Source organism: Bordetella genomosp. 12 (assembly GCF_002261355.1).
In the GTDB taxonomy this organism is placed as follows: Bacteria; Pseudomonadota; Gammaproteobacteria; order Burkholderiales; family Burkholderiaceae_B; genus Bordetella.
The window spans coordinates 116,871-138,138 of the sequence record NZ_NEVU01000002.1 but is presented as its reverse complement, the minus strand read 5'-3'; the positions used below and the strand labels follow the sequence as shown (position 1 = coordinate 138,138).

The window sequence follows — 21,268 nt, the reverse complement described above, 5'->3', positions numbered from 1 at the left end:
TCCGGCGCCTTAGCGCCAAATGTTCCAGGGCGTCTGCATCCAGACCGCGACGACGACCAGCCACACGCCGGTCAGCGGGATGAAGATCTTCCAGCCCAAACGCATGATCTGGTCATAGCGGTAACGCGGGAACGACGCGCGGAACCAAATGAACAGCGACACCACGAAGAAAGTCTTGATGCCCAACCAGAGCCAACCCGGCACCCACGTGAACGGGGCCATGTCGATCGGCGCCATCCAGCCGCCGAGGAACATGATCGACGCCATCGCCGACAGCAGAATCATGTTGGCGTACTCGCCCAGGAAGAACAGGGCGAAGGCCATGCCCGAGTACTCGACCATGTGGCCGGCCACGATTTCCGATTCGCCTTCAACCACGTCGAACGGGTGGCGGTTGGTTTCCGCAACCGCCGAGATCACGTAGATGACGAACAAGGGCAGCAGCGGCAACCAGTTCCACGACAGGAAGGTCAGGCCATGGCCGGCGAACCAGCCGCGTCCCTGCCCCATGACGATCTCGTTCATGTTCAGGCTGCCGGACACCAGCAGGACCGTCACCAGCACGAAACCGATGGCCAGCTCGTACGACACCATCTGCGCCGAGGCCCGCAAGGCGCCCAGGAAGGCGTACTTGGAGTTGGACGCCCAGCCGGCCACGATCACGCCGTACACCCCGATCGAGGTGATGGCCATGATGTAGAGCAGGCCGGCGTTGACGTTGGCCAGCACAGTTTCAGGACCGAAGGGAACCACCGCCCAGGCGGCCAGCGCCGGCATCAGCGTCACGACCGGCGCGACGATGAACAGGATTTTGTTGGCCTCGGACGGCACCACCACTTCTTTGGTGAGCAACTTGAAGACGTCGGCAAACGGCTGCAGCAACCCCTTGAAACCCACGCGGGTGGGCCCAAGACGCACGTGCATCCAGCCGATCATCTTGCGTTCCCAGTAAGTGAGATAGGCCACGCAAAGAATGATGGGCACTGCGATGCAGACGATCTTGATGATCGTCCAGATCACCAACCAAGCCGTCGGACCGAGCAATGCCTGACCCTGGCTTTCAAGAACATTGAGCCATTCCATCAGGCACGCTCCACGCTGATTTGACCGAAGGCACCGCCCAGGGCGGCAGTTTGCGCAAAGGCGGCGGCCACACGCACGGCGTTATCGGCCACGGCCTGATCCAGCGCGGCCTCCAACTCGACGGCGCCCTGCGCGGAAGACACGCGCACCTTGGCGCCGGCTTCCAGGCCCAGGGCGGCCAGCGTGCGGGCGTTCATGCGGGCCTTGGGCGCGCGCGAAGCCGCGTGCGCTTGCAAGGGCGCCGAACGGCGCACCATCGCATCGCTGCGGTAGATGGGCACATCGGCCAGGCGCTCGAGCGCACCGGCGGGTTGGCCCACGCCGAGCGCGGCGTTGATGTCGTTGGACAGGCGGCCTTCGATGCCACCGGCCAGCGCTGCGTCGCGCACCGCTTCGGAGGTTTCGTCCTCGAAACCGGCCAGGTGCAGCACATTGCCCAACACACGCAGAACCTTCCAGGCCGGACGCGATTGGCCATGCGGCGCGACCGTGCCCTTGAAGCTCTGCGCCACGCCGGCGGCGTTGACGAAGGTGCCCGAGGTTTCGGTAAACGGCGCCACGGGCAGCATGACATCGGCCCATTCTTCGGCTGAAGAACGATAGGAAGTCAGGGCCACGGCGAACTGCGCCCCGCGCAGCGCGGCAAGCGCCTGGGGACCGTTGTCGGCGTCGAGCGTCGGCTCGGCGTGCAGCACGACGTAGGCTTTGAGCGGTTCGGCCAGCATCTGCGCGGCCGTTTTTCCGCCCCGGCCCGGCACGGCGCCGGCCAGATAGCCGCCCACCGTATTGCCGCCTGCCGTCAGGAAACCAAACTTGGCACCGGCCAGCTCGGCGATGGCGCGCGCATTGGCGGCCAGCGTGGCGGCGTTGGGCGCGGCCACGGCCAGATTGCCCAGCAGCACGGCAGCATTGCTGCCCGAGGCGAGGCTGGCGGCAATGCGCTTGGCCTCTTCGCCCGGCGTGAGCGCGGCGAATTCAGCCGGCACGGCGAGCTGCTTGGCCTGAGCCAGGGCCACGACCACTTCGGCCAAGCCACGGGCCAGCTCGGAGGGCGCGACCGTCAGGCGGGCGGCCACCGGCAGCAAGGGATCGTCCGCGGCGCTGTCGAGCAGCAGCACTTGCGTGCCGCGCTTGACGGCCTGACGCAGGCGCTGCGCCATCAGAGGATGGTCCTTGCGCAGGAAGGAACCCACCACCAGCACACGATCCAGATTGTCGAGTTCGGCGATCGGCATGCCCAGCCACGGCGCGCCCGACAGGGCGGCGTCGAAAGCGGCATCGGTCTGGCGCAGGCGGAAATCGATGTTCTCCGAACCCAGGGCACGCGTCAGGCGCGCCAGCAGGGAGAACTCTTCGGTGGTGGCGTACTCGGTCGCCAGCGCGCCGATCTGGCCGGCGCCGGCGCTTTCGCGCACCCGCGACAGCCCTTGCGCGACGGCCTGCAGCGCATCGGCCCAGGAGGCTTCCTGCCACTGGCCATCGGTGCCACGAATCATCGGCGCGGCCAGACGATCTTCGACGTTCAGGCCTTCATAGGAGAAGCGGTCACGATCGCTGATCCAGCACTCGTTGACATCTTCGTTCTCGAAGGGCACCACACGCAGCACACGGTCGCCCTTGACCTGGACGACCAGGTTGGCACCGACGCTGTCGTGCGGGCTGACGGAACGGCGGCGGGCGAGTTCCCAGGTACGGGCGCTGTAGCGGAACGGCTTGGATGTCAGCGCGCCGACCGGACAGATATCGATCATATTGCCCGACAACTCGGACTCGATCGACCGGCCGACGAAAGAGGTGATCTCGGAATGCTCGCCACGATTGAGCATGCCCAGTTCCATCATGCCGCCGATTTCCTGACCGAAACGCACGCAGCGGGTGCAGTGAATGCAGCGCGACATTTCCTCGGCCGAGACCAGCGGGCCCAGATCCTTGTGGAAGACCACGCGCTTTTCCTCGTGATAACGCGAGGAAGAGCCACCGTAGCCCACGGCCAGATCCTGCAACTGGCACTCGCCGCCCTGATCACAGATCGGGCAGTCAAGCGGGTGATTGATGAGAAGGAATTCCATGACCGATTTCTGGGCGGCCTTGGCCTTCTCGGAGCAGGTGTGCACCACCATGCCATTGGTCACGGGGGTGGCGCAGGCCGGCAGCGCCTTGGGCGCTTTTTCCACTTCAACCAGGCACATGCGGCAGTTGGCCGCGATGGACAGTTTCTTGTGGTAGCAGAAATGCGGCACGTAAAGCCCGATCTTCTGGGCCGCATGCATCACCATGCTGCCCTCGGGCACTTCGACTTTATTGCCGTCGACGGTTAGTTCAACCATTGCTGTTCCTGAGACCTACAGATATTGCGGGACCACACAAGACTTGTGCTCGATGTGGTGCGCGAATTCGTCGCGAAAATGCTTGATGAAGCCGCGCACCGGCATGGCGGCAGCATCGCCCAGGGCGCAAATGGTGCGGCCCATGATATTGCTGGCAACGTTGTCGAGCATGTCCAGGTCTTCCGGACGGCCATGGCCGGTCTCGATACGGTGCACCATGCGGTAGAGCCAGCCCGTGCCTTCACGGCAAGGCGTGCATTGACCGCAGCTTTCTTCGAAATAGAAGTACGACAGACGCAGCAGCGACTTCACCATGCAACGGGTTTCGTCCATGACGATGACCGCGCCCGAACCCAGCATGGAGCCGGCCTTGGCGATGGAGTCATAGTCCATCGTGCATTCCATGATGATGTCGGCAGGCAGCACCGGCGCGCTGGATCCGCCCGGAATCACCGCCTTGAGCTTCTTGCCGCCGCGCATGCCGCCCGCCAGCTCCAGCAGCTTGGAGAACGGCGTGCCCATGGGGATCTCGTAGTTGCCCGGCCGCTCGACGTCGCCGGTGATCGAGAAGATCTTGGTGCCGCCGTTGTTGGGCTTGCCGACCTCGAGGTAGGCCTGGCCGCCATTGCGGATGATCCAGGGCACCGCCGCGAAGGTTTCGGTGTTGTTGATGGTCGTGGGCTTGCCGTACAGACCGAAGCTGGCCGGGAAAGGCGGCTTGAAGCGCGGCTGGCCTTTCTTGCCTTCCAGCGATTCGAGCAGGGCCGTTTCCTCACCGCAGATATAGGCGCCGTAGCCGTGGAAGGCATGCAGCTGGAAGCTGAAATCCGAACCCAGCAGCTTGTCGCCAAGAAAGCCGGCGGCGCGCGCCTCTTCGAGCGCGGCTTCGAAGCGTTCGTACACTTCGAAGATTTCGCCGTGGATATAGTTGTAACCCACGCTGATACCCATGGCGAAAGCGGCAATCGCCATGCCCTCGATCACGATATGCGGGTTAAAACGCAGGATGTCACGATCCTTGAACGTGCCCGGCTCGCCTTCGTCCGAATTGCAGACCAGGTACTTCTGGCCCGGGAAGGCGCGCGGCATGAAGCTCCACTTCAGGCCGGTGGGGAAGCCCGCACCGCCCCGGCCGCGCAGACCCGAGGCCTTGACCTCGGCAATGACGTCCTCCGGCTTCATGCCGGTGGTCAGGATCTTGCGCAGGGCTTCGTAACCGCCACGCTTGACGTAATCTTCCAGATGCCAGTTCGCGCCATCGAGACCGTCGAGGATCTGCGGGCCCAGGTGGCGGCCGTGGAAGATCATCGAAGTCGACAGATCGGCGCCGGGATCGACCGTCAGGCCGGTACCCAGTTGCTTGAACAATTCCGGCGCGTTCATGCCGATTCTCCTTGCGACTTCAGGCCATCGATCAGGGCGTCAAGCTTCTGCTCTGACATGCGTACGCACATGTGCTTGTTATTGACGATCAGCACCGGCGAGTCGCCGCAGGCGCCCATGCATTCGCCCTCGACGAGAGTGAACTGGCCGTCGGCCGTGGTCTCGCGGAAATTCACGCCAAGCTTGCGCTTGAGGTAGTCGGCGGCCTTTTCGCCGTCGCGCAAGGCACAGGGCAAATTGGTGCAGACAGAGATCTTGTGGGTGCCGACGGGCTTGACGTCGAACATGTTGTAGAACGTGGCGACTTCCTGGACCGCGATGGGCGGCACGCCAATGTAATTGGCCACGTCTTCAATGATTTCAGCAGGCAACCAGCCCTTCTCTTCTTGCGCGATGGCAAGCGAAGCCATGATGGCCGACTGCCGTTGGTCGGCCGGGAACTTCGCGAGTTCGCGGTCGATCTTCTGGTAGGCCTGTGCGGAAAGCAGCATAGTTTGAATCCGGATTTATGCGGGCGCTCTAGACTGATGAATCAGCGGTCGATTTCGCCGAAAACGATGTCCTGCGTGCCGATGATGGTGACGGCGTCGGCGATCATGTGGCCGCGCGACATTTCATCCAACGACTGCAGGTGGGCAAAACCGGGCGCCCGAATCTTCAGACGGTAAGGTTTGTTGGCGCCGTCGGACACCAGATAGATGCCGAATTCGCCCTTGGGATGCTCCACCGCGCCATAAGCTTCGCCCGGAGGAACGTGGAAGCCTTCAGTGAAGAGCTTGAAATGGTGGATCAGCTCCTCCATGTTGCTCTTCATCTCTGCGCGCTTGGGCGGTGCAACCTTGTGGTTCTCGATCATGACCGGACCCGGGTTGTTGCGCAGCCACTCCACGCACTGGCGGATGATGCGGTTGCTTTCACGCAGCTCGGCAACGCGGACCAGATATCGGTCGTAGCAATCGCCGTTGACGCCGACCGGCACATCGAAGTCCATCAGATCGTAGACTTCGTAAGGCTGGGTCTTGCGCAGGTCCCAGGCCACGCCCGAACCCCGCAGCATCGGGCCGGTAAAGCCCAGCGCCTTGGCGCGATCAGGGTCGACCACGCCGATGCCCACCAGACGCTGCTTCCAGATACGGTTATCGGTCAGCAGCGTCTCGTACTCGTCGACACAGGCCGGGAAACGATTGGTGAAATCTTCGATGAAGTCCAGCAGCGAACCCGAACGCGCGTCGTTCATGAGGCGCAGTTCTTTGTCGCTGCGGTACTTGCTGCTCTCGCCGTACTGCGACATGGTGTCCGGCAGATCGCGATACACGCCGCCCGGACGGTAGTAGGCCGCGTGCATGCGCGCGCCCGACACCGCCTCGTAGCAGTCCATCAGATCTTCACGTTCGCGGAAGGCGTACAGAAACACCGCCATCGCGCCCACGTCCAGCGCGTGCGAACCCAGCGACATCAGGTGATTCAGGATGCGGGTGATTTCATCGAACATCACACGGATGTATTGCGCACGCAGCGGCGCCTCGATGCCCAGCATCTTTTCGATGGCCATGACGTAGGCGTGCTCATTGCACATCATGGACACATAGTCCAGGCGGTCCATATAGGGCAGCGCCTGGATGAAGGTCTTGTGTTCGGCCAGCTTTTCGGTGGCACGGTGCAGCAGGCCGATGTGCGGATCGGCGCGCTGAATCACTTCGCCGTCGAGTTCGAGCACCAGGCGCAGCACACCGTGCGCGGCCGGGTGTTGCGGACCGAAGTTGAGCGTGTAGTTCTTGATTTCTGCCATGATTAACGCCCCATGCCGTAAGAATCCTCACGCACGACGCGCGGAGTGATTTCACGCGGATCGATGGTGACCGGCTGGTAAATGACGCGCTTTTGCTCGGGGTCGTAGCGCATTTCCACGGTGCCCGAAAGCGGGAAGTCTTTGCGGAAAGGATGACCGATGAAGCCGTAATCGGTCAGGATGCGGCGCAGATCCGGATGCCCCTCGAAGACGATGCCATACAGATCGAAGGCCTCGCGTTCGTACCAGTTCACACCGGGCCAGCACTCGAGCAGCGAGGCCACGATGGGGAACTCGTCGTCGGCGGCGAAGGTGCGCACGCGCAAGCGCCAGTTGTGTTCGATCGACAGCAGATGGATCACGACGGCAAAGCGGCCGCGCGTGGCGCCGCCCTGCTCTTCGAGCTGCTGGGCGCGACTGCCGTTGCCCCAGGTCAGGTAATCCATGCCACAGAGGTCGATACAGCTTTCAAACCGCAGGCCGGCATCGGTGCGCAGCTTGTTGCATACCGTGAGCCATTGTTCGGCCGGCACTTCCAGCGTCAGCTCGCCCAGATCTTCGATCAAGGCGATATCCTGGCCGAGTGTGGCCTGCAGGTTGTTTTTCAGGGTTTCGAGCCTGGTCATCATCTTTTACGCATTGGTAAACCGGTACTGCTATGCCGCACGGAACCGCGCCGATGGCGCATCCGCGCTGAGGCTTAGCGCGCGATCGTGTTGGTCAGGCGGATCTTGTTCTGCATTTGCAGCAGACCATAGACCAGCGCCTCGGCCGTGGGAGGGCACCCGGGGACGTAGACGTCAACCGGCACAATGCGGTCACAGCCACGCACTACCGAATATGAGTAGTGGTAGTAGCCGCCACCGTTGGCACAGGAGCCCATGGAAACCACCCAACGCGGCTCCGGCATCTGGTCGTAAACCTTGCGCAGCGCCGGGCCCATTTTGTTGCACAGCGTGCCGGCCACGATCATCAGATCGGATTGCCGCGGGCTGGGGCGGAAAATGATCCCAAATTGGTCAAGGTCATAACGGGCCGCACCCGCATGCATCATTTCCACCGCGCAGCAGGCCAGACCAAAGGTCATGGGCCACATCGAACCGGTTTTTGCCCAGTTGATGAACTTATCGGCGCTGGTGGTGATAAAACCTTGCTTAAGAATGCCGTCAATAGCCATATTCGTCTCTGCTAGCGTGCCTGGAGAGCATTACTCCCAATCCAGCGCGCCTTTCTTCCATTCGTAGATGAAACCGACCGTCAGCACGGCGAGGAATACCATTACCGTCCAGAAGCCTACGAGGCCGACCGTCCCTTGGGCGATGGCCCACGGAAACAGAAAGGCAATTTCCAGATCAAACAGGATGAAGAGAATGGCGACCAAGTAATAGCGCACATCAAACTTCATACGAGCGTCTTCAAACGCCTCGAAACCGCACTCATACGGGGAGAGCTTCTCGGCGTAAGGACGCCGCGGCCCCAGGAGAGAGCCTGCCGTGATCAGCGCGAAGCCAATCAGCGTGGCCACGGCGATAAACAGCAGGACGGGAAAATACTGTTGCAAGTTCATTCAGGGCGTCCGTCAAATGCGCAAACCTTCAGATTGTAGCATTTGCGCGGTTACTTCCGGCTGAACTCTATCGGTGGAATAGAGTATTCCAATCAGGCAAAAAGCCACCCGAGGGTGGCTTTTTGACAGACGGGACAAAGTCCCGTCCGTTGCTGCTTGATAATCGCAAACGGGGCGCGAACCCCGCAGGCAATTAGAAGCGGTGACGCAGGCCCACGCCGACAGCGGTCGACTTGACGCCGTCCACGAAGGCGTAGTCTTTGGCGTACGAACCGTAAGCGTACAGGTTGGTGCGCTTGGACAGGTCGTAGGTGTAGCCCAGCGAGAACACGTTCATGGTCTCGTCGCCGCCAGTCAACTTCTTGTTGCTGGGGTCAACCATTTGCCAGGAACCGAACAGTTGGCTGGCGCCACCGATCGGGGCCGACAGGCCAACCAGGTAGGAGTTCGACTTGAAGCCGTCGGCGAACACGTTGCTGCTCAGACCCGAAGCGGACACGCCGGTCGGCAGGCCTTGGCCAGCGAACCAGCCGTCGGTCGTGCGGCCGTAGGCCAGCGAGAGCTTGACGACTTCGAAGTCGTAAGCGCCGCCAACAACGTAAGCACGCGGGGTAGCGTCACGAGCAGCCGAGTTCAGCTTGTTCGAAGCGTTGAGCTGGTCGTACGAGAAAGCGACTTGCAGCGGGCCGTTGACGTAGCGCACACCAGCGGTGATGGCGCGGGTGTTGTCAGCGGTGGCGAAGCCGGTTTGCGAGGTCGTCGTGGCACCGGTGGTCGGGTTGATACGACCGTCCTTGGTGTCATCAGCCGAGAACGAGTAGCCGGCGCCAACTTGGAAACCACTGAACGACGGGGTTTGGTACATGACCATGTTGTCGTAGCGGACCGTGTTGGTCGAGCTCAGGCCAACACCGATGTTGGCTTGGCCGAAACCAGCGCCGAACGGATCGATCGAACCGAAGTACTTCGAAGCGATGTTGGTTTGGCGACCGAAGTCCAGACGGCCCCAGCTGTTGCTTTGCAGACCGATGGTGGCTTGACGACCGAACAGACGGCTGCCTTGAGCCGATTGGCCGTTACCCGAATCGAAGCCCGATTCCAGTTGGAAAACAGCTTGCAGGCCGTCACCCAGATCTTCCGTGCCACGCAGGCCCCAACGGGAGCCGTTCTGCACGCCGTTGATCATGCCGATGCGGCTGGCGTCGTAGCCGGGGCCCTTGACCTTGTTGTAGCCGATACCGGTATCGATGATGCCGTACAGGGTCACCGACGTTTCTGCCTGGGCGACGCCAGCGAAGCCAGCGAGCAGGGCGGCAGCGAGCAGAGTCTTTTTCATTTAAGAAATCTCCGTAGATTTGAGTGACAAGAGCAGCAACGCCGCACGACCAGCCTGCCGCCCCCCTAACTCCGCGAAGGGAAGTTGACGCTATTGCATCAAAAATCCTCGGGACTGGCTACGAAGACACGAAGAAAAGGTGCGCAGGGCGGCAGCACTGTTGGCTTGTTGCAACATCCCGTCCCCGTTAGCGCTCTGTGCCGAGGGCTTACCCTTAGCTCGCGGCCATGGCGCAAGCCGCCCGGTTTTCCCTCGTATCAAGGTCCGTCTGGTCAAGCCGCCGCTTTTGAATAACAATGTTATCAACCAAGAACGATGCTATTGGATCTATCCATGTCCGACGCCGCCCTGCCCCGCTCCGATCGCCTGGCCGCCTTGCGGCGCCAGATCATCCTGGACGCGGCCGAACGCGTCTTCACGCGCGACGGGCTGGAGCACACCACCATCCGGGCCATCGCCAAGGAGGCCGGCTGCACGACAGGCGCCATCTACCCATGCTTCGAAGGCAAGGAAGCCATTTATGGCGAACTCCTGCGCGCCTCCTTGCTGCGCCTGCTGGCCCACCTCGATGAACAGCTGACGCTCGCCCCCGCCAACCGGGCCGCCCGCGCGGTCATCGAAGGTTTTTTCAACTACTACGCCGCGCGTGAAACCGAGTTTTCCCTGGGGCTGTATCTGTATAGAGGTTTGCAGCCTCAAGGCCTGGGCCGGGAGATCGACGCCTCGCTCAATGCGCTGCTGCGCCAGGCGGTGGACCGACTGGGCGCCGGCCTGGCGACCAGCAAGGGCTGGGACACCGCCCGCGTGCAGATCGAAGCCATGAACGTCTTTACCTATCTGATGGGTTTGCTGCTTTTGCACCACACCCGGCGCGTCAAATCGCTGCACCAGCGCACCGAAACGCTGCTGGAACACTATTGCCATGCCTTGGAGCACTCCTGATGGACACTACGACTTCCGGCGCCCGGGTGAGCGTGCCCGAGTTTCGCCGCCTGCTCGCCGAGCAGCATCCTTTCTCAGAGGTCCTGGGCATCGAGGTCGAGGCAATCGGACCCGGCACCGCTCTGCTGCGCCTGCCGCCCAGCCCCAGCCACCAACGCCTGGGCGGCATCGTGGCCGGCCCCATGCTGATGGGCCTGGCCGACGTGGCCATGTACGCCGCCGTGGTCGGTGCGACGGGCCAGCCGCGCGCGGTGACCGCCAGCCTGACCATTAATTTTCTGCGTAAAACGCCCGCCGGCGCCGTGATGGCCGACGCCCGTCTGCTGAAGGTCGGGCGCCTGACGGCGGGTGAAGTCACCCTGCGCGCCGAGCAGGGCGGCGAACCGCTGGCGCACATCGTCAGCACCTGGTCGGTGCCCGCGCCATGATGGACACGATCAGCATCATCGGGTTGAACGATACCGGCGCGCACGCCGCACGGCAGTTGCTGGCCTGCCAGCCCGACTGCGACATCACGGTCTACGACCGCGATCCCCTGCGCGGCGAGGCCTTCCGGGGCCAGGCCACACTGGCGGGCAGTCCCGCCGAGGCGCTGCGCGAATCGCGACTCATTGTGCTGGCGCTGTCCGATCCGCACGAGATCGACCGCGTCCTGCGGCGCTACAGCGACGGCGACGTGACCGTGACGCTGCGCGGCAAACAGGTGCTGGATCTTTGCCCTCACGCGGGCGACTGGGGCCGGCAGTTGGCCCACGCCATCCGCGCCGCGGGCGCCGACTATCGGCCTTCCACCGCCCGCGAGTTGCCCGGCCTCATCGCCGGCGCAGTATCTGCTCGGTCACCGTGACGCACAGCGCCAGCCAAAGCGCACTGATCGCGAACCCCGCGACGACGTCGCTCAGGAAATGCACTTGGAGCAGCACCCGGCTCAGGCCGATGGCCGTGATCAGCGCCGCCGTCACCGCCACACAGACACCCTGCCAGCGCGCTGGCAGCAGACGCAACAGCAAATAACAGGCAAACCCGTAGACGGCCAGCGACGCGGAGGCGTGCCCGCTCGGAAAGCTGAACCCCGAGACATGGCTGAAACCATGAGAGAAATCCGGCCGGCTGCGCTGAAAAGCATGCTTGAGGGTCCAGTTCAGCACCCCGCCGCCCGCCGTGGCCGCCGCCGCCCCCGCGGCCAGCACCCACTGCTGCCGCATGAGCAGGCCCAGCACCATGATGATGGCCAGGACCGTCAGCCAATTGCGGTCCCCCAGGTGGGTGAACCACGACAGCAACCAGAGCAGTTCGGTCGATAGCGACAGGCTGAGCGCACGCGCGAGCGCGGCATCGAAAGCCACCAGGCTGCCATCCAGGCTGACCGCGGCGGCCATCAGGACGAACAGCGCCACCATGACCAGACCGAATCCGCCATAGAGCGCGCTGCGCCGCCGCCCGGGCGCCAGCCCGCTGAGCGCCCGCCAGGAGGTCCAGGCCAGCAAGGCGGCCAACAAGGGCAGCCCGCCAAACCAATAATAAGGGTGCACCGAGACCCAGACGGCGACGTCCTTCATGGCGCGACGGCCGCCGCAACATTGCCCGCGGCTTGCCGCGACAAGGCCAGAGGATGGGCCGCCACTTCCTGAAAACGGGCCAGCCCGGCATCGAAGTCCCAGCGGCGCACCAGACAACTGTCGTCGGCCTGCCGGTCGATCAGATTGACCGAGTTGGGAATCCCGCCGCGCACACGCCACGACAGCGCCGTGCCCGCCTGCACACACCAGGCCGCGCGCCCGAGCCGCCCGGCCAGGGGCACGACATAGGGCAGATGGATATGCCCGCCGAGGATGAGATCGGCGCCGGCATCCACCCAGGCCGGCACGGCAAATTCGCGGCCGATCAGCAGATTGGCCGTATCGCTCTCTTCCACGGCCCGTACCGGGTGATGCAGCAGTACGATGCGCAACTGCCCCGGGCGCGCCGCATGCAGACGCTGCACCACCCGCTGCGCCTGCCGCGGGCTCACCCGGCCATCCTTGCGCCGCGCGGGGTGGGTACTGTTGACCCCGATGACCAGCAGACGGTCATCTTCGAATACCGGCTCGAGATTGACTCCGAGCGCCTGGCGGTAATTGCCGTAAGGGTTGAACAGCCGCGCCGCCAGATTGAACAGAGGAATATCGTGATTGCCAGGCACGGCCAGCACGGGCCGTTGCAGGCTTTGCACGAAGCGGCGCGCCGCGGCGAACTGGCCTTTGCGCGCCCGCTGCGTAATATCCCCGCCGATGAGCACCAGATCGGGCCGGGTGGTCTGCACCATATCCTGCAGCGCGCGTTCGGTGCTCTCATGCACCGTGCCGAAATGCGTATCGGAGATATGCAAGACCCGGGTCATTCCGGCTCCAGACGGTGTTCTTCGGCAGGCACCAGGAAATCGAGCGGCTGGGGCGAGACCTCAAAGCGCAAGGGCGTATCCAGCCAACAGATCTCGCCATCCATGGCCACCTTGACGCGCCGGCTGCGCAGCCCCACCGTCAGGCGTTCGAAGGCAAAGCTGCTGACCTGCTCGGCCTCTCCGAGCCGGCTCATGAGCCCGCGCAGCAACAGTCCGTAAAGCGTCCAGGTCCCCACCGGGCGCAGCGTCATGGCCAGCAGCTTGCCTTGTTCCGGCGCCTCGGCCTGGTCGATCCCGACCTGCCGCAATTGCAAAGCGTTGTTGCCCACGACCAGCGTGGGCGTGCGCAGCCGCTGCCCGCCATACTCCAGCGTCAGGTCGAGCTGGCGGCGATGACGCCACAGCGTCACCAGGCCGGAGAGCAAGGCGACCCACCGGCGCCGGCCGAAACGATTCTTATAGGCTTCGCGGTCTTCCAGCAGTTGCGGGTACAGCCCCAGACTGGCATTGACCAGAAAGAGCCGTCCGTTGACCAGCCCGACCTGGACCGGCTGCGGACGTGCGCTGAGCAAAGCCTGGACGGCCTGGACGGTGTCCTGGGATATGCCGTAGACACGCCCGAAGTAATTGAACGTGCCCTGGGGCAGGATGCCAAAGGGCACGCCGCTGCCCAGCACCGCGCCGGCCACGGCATTGAGCGTGCCATCGCCCCCGGCAGCCACCACCACGCCGCCTTCCTGACGCGCCCGCGCCACCACATCGCGTGCGATCTCGGCCAGCCGTCTGGCATCGTCCACAGGATGGATGACGTACTGGCGGCCCGCCGCGCGCAGCGCTTCGCCGATGAGGGCTTGCACTTGCCCGGCATCGTCGCGTCCGGAACCGGTGTTGATGATGATGTGCAGGATTTCGTGCCCGTTCAGGGCCATTTGAGAAGCATTCATGCCCCTGAAGATAGCGCATGGCCCGATCGGGGAGCAAGGCTAGCCCTTGACCTGCTGCACGTGTGCCTTGAGCATGCGCACGAATCGCTGCACATGACGGCTGGGCCGTTCGAAGCGCGACCGCACCAGGCTCAAGGCCAGGGGGATGGACTGACGCAGCGGCCGCACGACCACACCCGGCCAGCCTTTGCCGCCGACGGAGAACTCATCGACGATGGCCACGCCCGCTCCGCTGCCCACCAGGGCGCAAGCCAGCTCGGCGCGCACGATATCCACCGCCGGCCGCCAGGGGACTCCCGCCCGCTGAAAAGCCGCGGCCACCAATTGGCCAAACGGAATGTTGCGGTGGTAGAGCACCAGTCTTTCCCGCGCCAGCTCCTCGAGGCCGACGGCCTCCTGGGCCGCCAGGGGATGATCCAGCGGAAGAATGCACACCATCTGTCCCGAAGCGAAGGGTTCGACGACCAGATTGGGATGATCGATGGGCAAGACCGAAATGGCCAACTCCACTTTGCGCCCCAGCAACTCGTGCGCCATGTCGGACAGCAAAGTCGTGTGGTACTTGACGCGCACATCCGGATGCTCGTTCAGATAGCGGGCCAGCACCGGGGGCAGGAAATTCAGGGCCAGACTGGGGCTGGAGCACAGGTTGAGCGCTCCTTCCGGCCGGGCGGCCAGGTCGCGCGCCAACTCGTCGATGCGCAGCGCCTCATCGAACCAGGGACCGATTTCCTGGAACAGACGCTGCGCTTCGGAGGTGGGCGTGAGTTTGCCCTTGTCGCGCTCGAATAACTGCAGGCCCAGCGTCTGCTCGGCATGACCGATCAAGCGGCTGACCGCCGGCTGAGAGACGAACAGCAGGCGCGCCGCGCCGTTCATGGAGCCGGTGAGCATCACCGCCCGAAATGCCTCCATCTGCCTGAGTTTAAAGCGCATTTACCTCTTCGCCTGCCCTTATCGATAATGAAACGTTATACCCCGGAATCAAGTTCGCATTACCTTTTCCGGTCGCCCCGTGGTTAGGATTTTCGTTTTTCTCCGGCAGGTTCCGGAGGTTTCGATAAGGAAGATGCATGATTCGGAAACTGGGCTTTGTCGGCTTGGGAATGATGGGGCTGCCCATGCTGGAAAACCTGGCTCGGGATGAGCGCTGGGAGATCCTGGCCTTCGACAGCGCGGCGGCGCCCTTCGACCGCCTGGCCAGCCACCCCGCCTGGCAATCGCGACTGCGACGCGCGGCCGCACTGACCGAACTGGCCGATTGCGACGCCGTGATCACCATGCTGCCCAATAGCCCGATCACCAATAGCGTGGTCCTGGGCAAGGCGGGCCAGCCTGGCCTGATCGACGTGCTGCGCCGCGGCGCGCTACTGATCGACATGGGCTCGTCCAATCCGGCCGACACCCTGCGCCTGGCGCAGGCGCTGGCCGAGCGGGGCCTGGCGCTGATGGATGCGCCGGTTTCCGGCGCGGTGGCCAAGGCCGCCAACGGCTCGCTGGCCATCATGGCTGGCGGCAGCGCCGGGGATCTGGAGCGGGCCCGTCCCATCCTGCAATGCATGGGCAGCACCATCATCCCCACCGGCAAGGTGGCATCCGCTCACGCCATGAAGGCACTGAACAATTATGTCTACGCGGCCGGGTTGCTGGCCGCCTCCGAAGCGCTGGCGATTGCCCAACGCATGGACCTGGATCCGGAGATCCTGACCGACGTGCTCAATGCTTCCAGCGGGCGCAATGTGGCCACCGAGACCAAACTCAAGCAATTCATCATTCCGCAAACCTACAACGGCGGCTTCGCCTTGGCGCTGATGGCCAAAGACCTGGACACCGCGCAATCACTGCAGACACTGACGGGCCTGCAGGCTCGCCAACTGTCCCTGTGTGCCGGGCTGTGGAAGTCCGCGCTGGCCAACCTGCCGGCCGGCAGCGACAACACCGCCATCCATCGCTACCTGGATCAGGGCAGCCCGGGCGCCTGACCCACCTACGCAGTGCATAACGACAACGACAACGGAGACAACCCATGACCAAGACTCTGCTCGCCTTCGCGCTTGCGCTCAGCGCAGCCGCACCCGCTGCGGCCAGCTATCCGGACCGCCCGATACGCATGATGGTGCCCTTTCCTCCCGGCAGCATCACCGACGTGGTGGCACGCAGCCTGGGCCAGGGCATGGCGGCGCAACTGGGTCAGCCCATCGTGGTGGAGAACAAGCCGGGCGCCAACGGCATCATCGGCACGGGCGAAGTCGCCCGGGCCAAGCCCGACGGGTACACCCTGGTCGTGGTCGGTGTCTCCACGGCCGCCAGCGCAGTCAGCCTGTTCAAGGATCTGCCCTACAACCCCGCCCGTGACCTCACGCCCATCGGCGCCGTGGCCGAAACGCCGTACCTGCTGGTCGGCGGCCACCAGGTGCCCGGCGCCAATGTCGGCGAACTGTTCAACTACGGCCGTCAGCACCCCGGCAAACTCACCTATGCCTATGGTTCCGGCAGCGCCCAGGTCTTCGGCGCCAAGCTGGCAGCCATGGGCGAGATGAACGTCACGCCCATTCCCTACCGCGGCGGCCCCCAGGCCATGACCGACGTCATCGGCGGCACCGTCGACCTGACGTTTACCGATCTGGCCAACGACTTGCAACAGGCGCGCGCCGGCAAGGTCAAGGTATACGGCGTCAGCACGCCCGAGCGCTTTGCCCTCACCCCCGACATCCCCACGCTGAACGAAAGCGGCGCGCCGGGCTTCGACCTGACCGTCTGGTTCGGACTCATGGGACCGGCCGCTCTGCCTTCGGACATCACCGAACGCCTGGCGCAAGCCTTGAACGCCGCGCTGGCTTCCGACACGGTGCGCGAGGCCTATGCGCGTCAGGGCTTGAACGTCAAAACCCAAAGCCCGGCCCAGTTCGGCGCCTTTGTCCAAAGCGAAATCGACAAATGGGCCGCCATCGTCAAAGAAACCGGCATCCCGGCGCAATAACCCCCCACTTTCCCAAGGATCTCAAGCATGTCTTTGATCGACATCCGCAAGCGCACACTCATCGTCGAGACCACCTATCACGAGAATGGCCCCGCCCCCGCGCAGCCTCTGAAACTGGCGGCAGCCTGCGCCGTCATCCGCAATCCCTATGCCGGCCGTTACGAGCCCGATCTCATGCCGTTCATGGCAGAACTGCGCTCGCTGGGCACCCTGCTGGCCACCGAGCTGGTCGACACATTGGGTAAGGACAACATCGAGGTCTACAGCAAGGCGGCCATCGTGGGCATCAATGGCGAAATGGAACACGGTGCCGTCTGGCATGAAGCGGGCGGCTGGGCCATGCGCACGGTGCTGGGCGAGCCCAAGGCCATGGTGCCCGCCGTCAAGGCCGTGGCGTCGGCCGGCTATCGCATGATGGTGCCGGTGCACTACATTCATGCTTCCTATGTGCGCAGCCACTTCAACAGCATCGAAATCGGCATCCAGGATGCTCCCCGGCCGGACGAAATCCTGTTTGCGCTGGTCATGGGCACCGGCGGGCGCGTGCACTCGCGTCTGGGCGGCCTGACCAAGGAAGCGGTTGCCGTGCACGACGGCCAGCGCTGAGCCGCCTCAGGGCAGCCGGCAAGGCGCGGCGAAGTCCACGGCGCGCATCACCTCGGTCCGCATTTTTTCCACCAGCACGCGGCTATCGTCGCGCCGGTACTGAAAGGAATAGGGCAACGCGCCCGGCGCGGGATCGCTGTTCAATATCCGCAGGCTGCCCTCCTGCTCCAGCGCCTGCGCCCAATGTCCTGGCAACAAGCCCACGCCGGTGCCTTCGACCAGCATGCCGACGATGGCGCCCCAGTTGTTGCAGTGCAGGCGCTGCTCCGCCTGGGCCAGCGGGCTCAGCCAGGCCTGCAGCAAGCGGGTGGTCCCGGCGCCCTCGGGCAGCGAGACCAGCGGGCACACGCGCAGCAGTTCGGGCGTGACATGCGTGGCCTGCCCCACGGCGCGGGGCGCGCCCACCCACACGAAACGCGCCTCGCCCACCGGGACCGACACGATGCCCGCCCGCGAAGAGCGGCCCGCGATGACGGCGAAGTCCAGTTCGCCATCGGCCACCTTGCGCTCCAGCGTCTGCCCGACATCGACGTAAGGTTCCAAGGCCAGCGACGGATAGGCCTGGCGCACACGCCCGATCAGCGCCGGCAACCAGGTCAAGGCGCTCAACTCGCCCACCCCGAAACGGCAACGGCCCGCCAAGGCATCTCGCGTGGCCATGGAGGCCCGGATGCGGTCGGCCGCCGCGAGCAACTCGCGGGCCTGCGGCACCAGCCTGTCGCCGGCGGCGGTGAGTACGGCACGGTGGCCGCTGCGGTCAAAGAGGGTCTGGTCGAGATCCTCTTCCAGCTCGACGATGCGCTTGGACAGCGAGGACACCGACAGGTGCAGGCGCTGGGCGGCCACGGCAAAACTGGCGCAGGCCGCCGCCCAGTAAAAGGCCTCGAGTTGCTTGAGCGTCATCGCGTGCCGTCCGGATCTCTGACGCTGCCTCAGCGCACGCCGTGTTTATCGATGTGCCCCAGATCACGCTGGGGGTCCAGGCGGTCGCGCACTCTCTGCTTCAAGGTCTTGGCATCGGGGAAGCCGCCGTCGGCCTTGCGATCCCAGAGCGTCTGACCGGCGTAGTCGATACGGAACACGCCCCCCGTGCCGGGCACCAGCGCCACCTCGGCCAGGTCGGTGCCGAACGTCGAAAGCAGTTCCTGGGCCATCCAGGCGGCGCGCAACAGCCACTGGCATTGCGTGCAGTAATGAATGGCGATGCGGGGTGCCGCCTGCATCAATGCTCCTGCGGCCCGGCCACGGCCGCGCCCTCGATACCGTGGCGTTGCAACGCCGCAGCGACGAAGCCGGTGGCCTTCATCTGCTCGACGAAATAGGCGAGATAGGCCTGCGCGGCCGCGCCGCGGGCTTTGGGCAGGCCCATGGCCTGGCGGATCAACATGAAATGGCCGTCGAGCAGGCGCAGTCCGCCAAGGCGGCGGGCATCGGCCTGCAGTTGCTGGCGTACGCCGGCGGCGACATCCGCCCCTTGCGCCAGAAAGGTGTCGACGACGGAAGGCGAGGTGGGCGCGCGCGCGATGCTGGCATGACGCAACTCACGGCTCAGGAAGAGATCATAGGCACTGCCCTTGCCGACCATGACCGTCAGGCCTTGCCGGTCGACCTCCTCGCGCGCGGTCAGCGCCGCGTCCTCACGCACCAGGTAAGCCCCCTCGATGATGACGTAGGGCGCGGTAAAGGCGATCTGCTCGCCGCGCTTGGGATCGATGGCAAAAAACCCGATGTCGGCCTTTTGCGCGGCGACGGCCTCCACCGATTCGCCGGCCGAGGCAAACACCACCAACTCCAATTCGACCTGCAGCCACTTGGCGAACTCGCGAGCCAGATCCACGGAAACGCCTGCCGCGCCGTCCTGCTCATCGCGGCGGGCCAGAATCGGGTTGCCCACATTGATCGACGCACGCAGCCGGCCCTCGGGCAAAAATGCCGCGCGTATCTTCTCATCCAGCTTCATATTGATTTCTCCTCCCTGCCTGCAAGCCTGTTCTTGCTGAGCCAGGCTGCTAAGCGTACTGCGAAAATGGCTTGTCATCAGACGCGCTGCCGCTTCGTGATGACCCAGCTCGAGCAAGTCCAGCACATCGAGACGCTGACCACTGTGATGACGCCACAGCGCATCGGCCACATTGCGCAGCCCGGCTGGCCGGTTAAGACGCAGAATCGCCTCGGTGAAATAGGGATTGTGCGCCGCCTCTGTCAGGGCGATGTAGAAATCCAGCTCATGCTGCGCACGCGCGCCATCCGGCAGCGCATGCAGCCGGTTTTCCTGGGCACGCAGACGCCGCAATACTGCGGGATCAAGCTGATAGCCCGGTTCCAGCAAAGCCGCGGGCACCATCGCCATGCACAGCCGCAACGGCTGGTGCAGATCGTCGTGGGGCCACGCAGCCGCCGCCGAGCCTTGCGGCGGGAAGCCGCCGGGGTCGGGAAGCTGTTCGACGTAATAGCCGCGATGGGGCTGACGGCGCAACCAGCCTCGCTCAGCCAGCACGGCCAGCGCCTGGCTGACCGGCGAACGCGACACTCCCAGCAAATCGGCCAGTTGCTGCGCGGGTAAATGCGTGCCGGGCGGTGGGCGGCTCTGCTCCAGCCACAGCTCCAGACGCGCCAAGACGACATTGGAATCGGTCAATAAACCCTCCCATCCTCGAGGCCCGGTAATGGCTCCGCCTATAGGATAGCTGGGTTTTCATGACACCATGGACACGGGACCGGCGCGCGGCCCGCATCGCCGCGGCCGTCAGTTGCCGCGCTGCCGCGCGATCATCGCGCGCTGCAGGGTATTGACGTATGACTGGATGCGAATGCGGATCCCGTTATCCAGGTCCACAAAGGTACAGCCGATGCGGCGCAGGACCTTACCTTTGCCAGCATCCTGATCGGCGTGGTGCACCACTCTGACAGTCAATGCAAAAGCGCCGATCTCCGGCAGACTGAGCACGCCGTCATACTCGACGCCCGGCGTGGTATCCATCTGCTGATCGACATCGCTCAAGGCCAGCCCGGTCGAACTGATGTCTTTGATGGCCAGCGTCAGCCGGCGGCCCGCCATGGACCAGGTGGCCGGCTTGAGCACGGGGACTTCAATACGGAACGAATCGCGCCGCTGCATGCGCGAGATCGCTGCGGGCAGCGGCATGCACAAGGCCGACCGGCCTTCGAAATTTGCCGGGGTGATTTCACTGCCCGAAAACGAGACGCGGATGTTGTCCAGCGAGGTTTCGAACGAGACCCGCTCGCCGGTGGCGATGCGATCATTGACGCTGCTTTCCTGGGCCGCGTCCAGAAACAACTCGCCGCGATCCGCATCCACGGCCAGAATCGACGTGACGCTATTGATGGGACGGCCCGGCACATGCATGAACACCAGTGACTGCCGCTGCATGATGGTCAGCAGCAGATGCACGATTTCGAGACGTCCCGTGACCAGATAGTCTTCGTGGTCCATAGCTTTGCGTCGGAGGCTAGGCGCGCAAAATCCGGCCCGCCCCGATCTGTGACAATTTAACTTGCCAATTTACCAGAAATTACAGGCGCCCGGCAGGCATCCGACCCTGAAAGCCAGCAATGCGTGGCCGCTGCCTGCGCTCCTTAGCGCCCGGTATCCGGATAGTTGGGTCCGGCATCATGGAATCCGCCATTGCTGTACGGATTGGCCGCGCCGGGGTGCGGTGGACCGGGATGGGCGAATTCCGCCGAACTCGCGCAACCGGCCAGAACCAGCGTCAAACACGTCAGGAGCACGGCTCGTAGTTTCATCTTCGTCTTTGACCCAAGGCCACATTGCCACGCCGCGCGAGGAAGTGCGCGTCGCAAGACCGCGCACAGCCAGCGCGCACGACCCGTTCTGCTGAGGCGAATTCTAGCGCGCTATTTCCCTGCCTTGCCGGATTTTGCTGCCGCTGCACTACACTGCTGCGTTTCA

At 64.1% G+C, this 21,268-nt stretch carries 24 protein-coding genes and 1 pseudogene; 6 read left to right on the top strand and 19 right to left on the bottom strand.

Annotation, left to right across the window (positions count from 1 at the left end; genetic code table 11):
- Window positions 1-9: 9 nt before the first annotated feature.
- From nuoH to CAL22_RS06005, 9 genes are all read right to left on the bottom strand, one after another.
- Window positions 10-1,083 (bottom strand): NADH-quinone oxidoreductase subunit NuoH, encoded by a 1,074-nt coding sequence (gene nuoH / locus CAL22_RS06045; RefSeq protein ID WP_094811385.1) that lies wholly within the window; start codon window positions 1,081-1,083, stop codon window positions 10-12.
- Window positions 1,083-3,410 (bottom strand): NADH-quinone oxidoreductase subunit NuoG, encoded by a 2,328-nt coding sequence (nuoG, locus tag CAL22_RS06040; RefSeq protein ID WP_094811383.1) that lies wholly within the window; start codon window positions 3,408-3,410, stop codon window positions 1,083-1,085. The genes nuoH and nuoG overlap by 1 nt, the downstream gene beginning before the upstream one ends.
- 15 nt (window positions 3,411-3,425) lie before the next feature.
- Entirely contained in the window at window positions 3,426-4,793 is a 1,368-nt protein-coding gene (gene nuoF, locus CAL22_RS06035) for an NADH-quinone oxidoreductase subunit NuoF (protein ID WP_094811381.1), read from the bottom strand.
- Window positions 4,790-5,284: an NADH-quinone oxidoreductase subunit NuoE gene (nuoE, locus tag CAL22_RS06030; RefSeq protein ID WP_094811379.1), complete on the bottom strand. Its 495-nt coding sequence runs from the start codon at window positions 5,282-5,284 to the stop codon at window positions 4,790-4,792. Before nuoE ends, nuoF begins: the two co-directional genes overlap by 4 nt.
- Before the next feature lie 41 nt (window positions 5,285-5,325).
- On the bottom strand, window positions 5,326-6,582 hold the full coding sequence (locus CAL22_RS06025) for an NADH-quinone oxidoreductase subunit D (RefSeq protein WP_094811377.1): 1,257 nt from the start codon (window positions 6,580-6,582) through the stop codon (window positions 5,326-5,328).
- 2 nt (window positions 6,583-6,584) lie between these two features.
- On the bottom strand, window positions 6,585-7,211 hold the full coding sequence (locus CAL22_RS06020; RefSeq protein WP_094811375.1) for an NADH-quinone oxidoreductase subunit C: 627 nt from the start codon (window positions 7,209-7,211) through the stop codon (window positions 6,585-6,587).
- 71 nt (window positions 7,212-7,282) lie between these two features.
- Window positions 7,283-7,759 (bottom strand): NuoB/complex I 20 kDa subunit family protein, encoded by a 477-nt coding sequence (locus CAL22_RS06015; protein WP_005012021.1) that lies wholly within the window; start codon window positions 7,757-7,759, stop codon window positions 7,283-7,285.
- A gap of 30 nt (window positions 7,760-7,789) precedes the next feature.
- Entirely contained in the window at window positions 7,790-8,149 is a 360-nt protein-coding gene (locus tag CAL22_RS06010; protein WP_005012020.1) for an NADH-quinone oxidoreductase subunit A, read from the bottom strand.
- A 193-nt stretch (window positions 8,150-8,342) separates the two neighbouring features.
- Window positions 8,343-9,485 carry a porin gene (locus CAL22_RS06005; RefSeq protein WP_094811373.1) on the bottom strand — a complete coding sequence of 381 codons (1,143 nt, stop codon included), beginning with the start codon at window positions 9,483-9,485 and terminating at the stop codon, window positions 8,343-8,345.
- A 333-nt stretch (window positions 9,486-9,818) separates the two neighbouring features.
- Here CAL22_RS06005 and CAL22_RS06000 point away from each other — a divergent pair, with 333 nt between their 5' ends.
- Genes CAL22_RS06000 through CAL22_RS05990 form a run of 3 tightly spaced genes read left to right on the top strand, consistent with a single transcriptional unit; the run spans window position 9,819 to window position 11,274 of the window.
- A complete protein-coding gene (locus CAL22_RS06000) occupies window positions 9,819-10,427 on the top strand; it encodes a TetR/AcrR family transcriptional regulator (protein ID WP_094811371.1) in 609 nt (202 codons plus the stop codon).
- Window positions 10,427-10,855, top strand: coding sequence for a PaaI family thioesterase (locus tag CAL22_RS05995; protein ID WP_094811369.1), 429 nt, complete (start codon window positions 10,427-10,429; stop codon window positions 10,853-10,855). Before CAL22_RS06000 ends, CAL22_RS05995 begins: the two co-directional genes overlap by 1 nt.
- Window positions 10,852-11,274, top strand: a complete 423-nt coding sequence (locus tag CAL22_RS05990; RefSeq protein ID WP_208621909.1) for an NAD(P)-binding domain-containing protein — start codon at window positions 10,852-10,854, stop codon at window positions 11,272-11,274. Before CAL22_RS05995 ends, CAL22_RS05990 begins: the two co-directional genes overlap by 4 nt.
- On the opposite strand, the gene CAL22_RS05985 is transcribed toward CAL22_RS05990, so the two are convergent.
- From CAL22_RS05985 to CAL22_RS05970, 4 genes are read right to left on the bottom strand one after another with little or no spacing between them, the layout of a single operon-like run.
- Complete coding sequence (locus tag CAL22_RS05985) at window positions 11,240-11,986, bottom strand: phosphatase PAP2 family protein (protein ID WP_094811365.1); 747 nt, start codon at window positions 11,984-11,986, stop codon at window positions 11,240-11,242. The two genes, CAL22_RS05990 and CAL22_RS05985, sit on opposite strands and share 35 nt — an antisense overlap.
- The gene (locus CAL22_RS05980) at window positions 11,983-12,807 is read right to left on the bottom strand and encodes a metallophosphoesterase family protein (RefSeq protein ID WP_094811363.1); all 825 of its coding nucleotides are present in this window, start codon (window positions 12,805-12,807) and stop codon (window positions 11,983-11,985) included. The genes CAL22_RS05985 and CAL22_RS05980 overlap by 4 nt, the downstream gene beginning before the upstream one ends.
- Complete coding sequence (locus tag CAL22_RS05975; protein ID WP_208621908.1) at window positions 12,804-13,751, bottom strand: diacylglycerol/lipid kinase family protein; 948 nt, start codon at window positions 13,749-13,751, stop codon at window positions 12,804-12,806. The genes CAL22_RS05980 and CAL22_RS05975 overlap by 4 nt, the downstream gene beginning before the upstream one ends.
- 39 nt (window positions 13,752-13,790) lie before the next feature.
- Complete coding sequence (locus CAL22_RS05970; protein WP_094811359.1) at window positions 13,791-14,687, bottom strand: LysR family transcriptional regulator; 897 nt, start codon at window positions 14,685-14,687, stop codon at window positions 13,791-13,793.
- A 137-nt stretch (window positions 14,688-14,824) separates the two neighbouring features.
- Between CAL22_RS05970 and CAL22_RS05965 the strand changes: the two genes are divergently transcribed.
- Genes CAL22_RS05965 through CAL22_RS05955 form a run of 3 tightly spaced genes read left to right on the top strand, consistent with a single transcriptional unit; the run spans window position 14,825 to window position 17,337 of the window.
- Window positions 14,825-15,733, top strand: a complete 909-nt coding sequence (locus CAL22_RS05965) for an NAD(P)-dependent oxidoreductase (protein WP_094811357.1) — start codon at window positions 14,825-14,827, stop codon at window positions 15,731-15,733.
- Between the two features lie 44 nt (window positions 15,734-15,777).
- On the top strand, window positions 15,778-16,731 hold the full coding sequence (locus CAL22_RS05960; protein ID WP_094811355.1) for a Bug family tripartite tricarboxylate transporter substrate binding protein: 954 nt from the start codon (window positions 15,778-15,780) through the stop codon (window positions 16,729-16,731).
- Between the two features lie 27 nt (window positions 16,732-16,758).
- A complete protein-coding gene (locus CAL22_RS05955) occupies window positions 16,759-17,337 on the top strand; it encodes an amino acid synthesis family protein (RefSeq protein ID WP_094811353.1) in 579 nt (192 codons plus the stop codon).
- 6 nt (window positions 17,338-17,343) lie between these two features.
- Here CAL22_RS05955 and CAL22_RS05950 read toward each other — a convergent pair whose 3' ends face one another.
- The 6 genes and pseudogenes from CAL22_RS05950 to CAL22_RS21100 form a co-directional block, all read right to left on the bottom strand.
- On the bottom strand, window positions 17,344-18,240 hold the full coding sequence (locus CAL22_RS05950; RefSeq protein WP_094811351.1) for a LysR family transcriptional regulator: 897 nt from the start codon (window positions 18,238-18,240) through the stop codon (window positions 17,344-17,346).
- Between the two features lie 29 nt (window positions 18,241-18,269).
- A complete protein-coding gene (locus CAL22_RS05945) occupies window positions 18,270-18,560 on the bottom strand; it encodes a SelT/SelW/SelH family protein (protein ID WP_094811349.1) in 291 nt (96 codons plus the stop codon).
- Window positions 18,560-19,297, bottom strand: a complete 738-nt coding sequence (locus CAL22_RS21270; protein ID WP_244193849.1) for an ABC transporter substrate-binding protein — start codon at window positions 19,295-19,297, stop codon at window positions 18,560-18,562. Before CAL22_RS21270 ends, CAL22_RS05945 begins: the two co-directional genes overlap by 1 nt.
- Window positions 19,298-19,417: 120 nt before the next feature.
- Window positions 19,418-19,954: pseudogene (locus CAL22_RS21265) on the bottom strand (GntR family transcriptional regulator); the annotation flags it as partial.
- A 129-nt stretch (window positions 19,955-20,083) separates the two neighbouring features.
- Window positions 20,084-20,791, bottom strand: coding sequence for a flagellar brake protein (locus CAL22_RS05935; RefSeq protein ID WP_094811345.1), 708 nt, complete (start codon window positions 20,789-20,791; stop codon window positions 20,084-20,086).
- A gap of 143 nt (window positions 20,792-20,934) precedes the next feature.
- The gene (locus CAL22_RS21100; protein ID WP_094811343.1) at window positions 20,935-21,102 is read right to left on the bottom strand and encodes a hypothetical protein; all 168 of its coding nucleotides are present in this window, start codon (window positions 21,100-21,102) and stop codon (window positions 20,935-20,937) included.
- Window positions 21,103-21,268 lie beyond the last annotated feature (166 nt).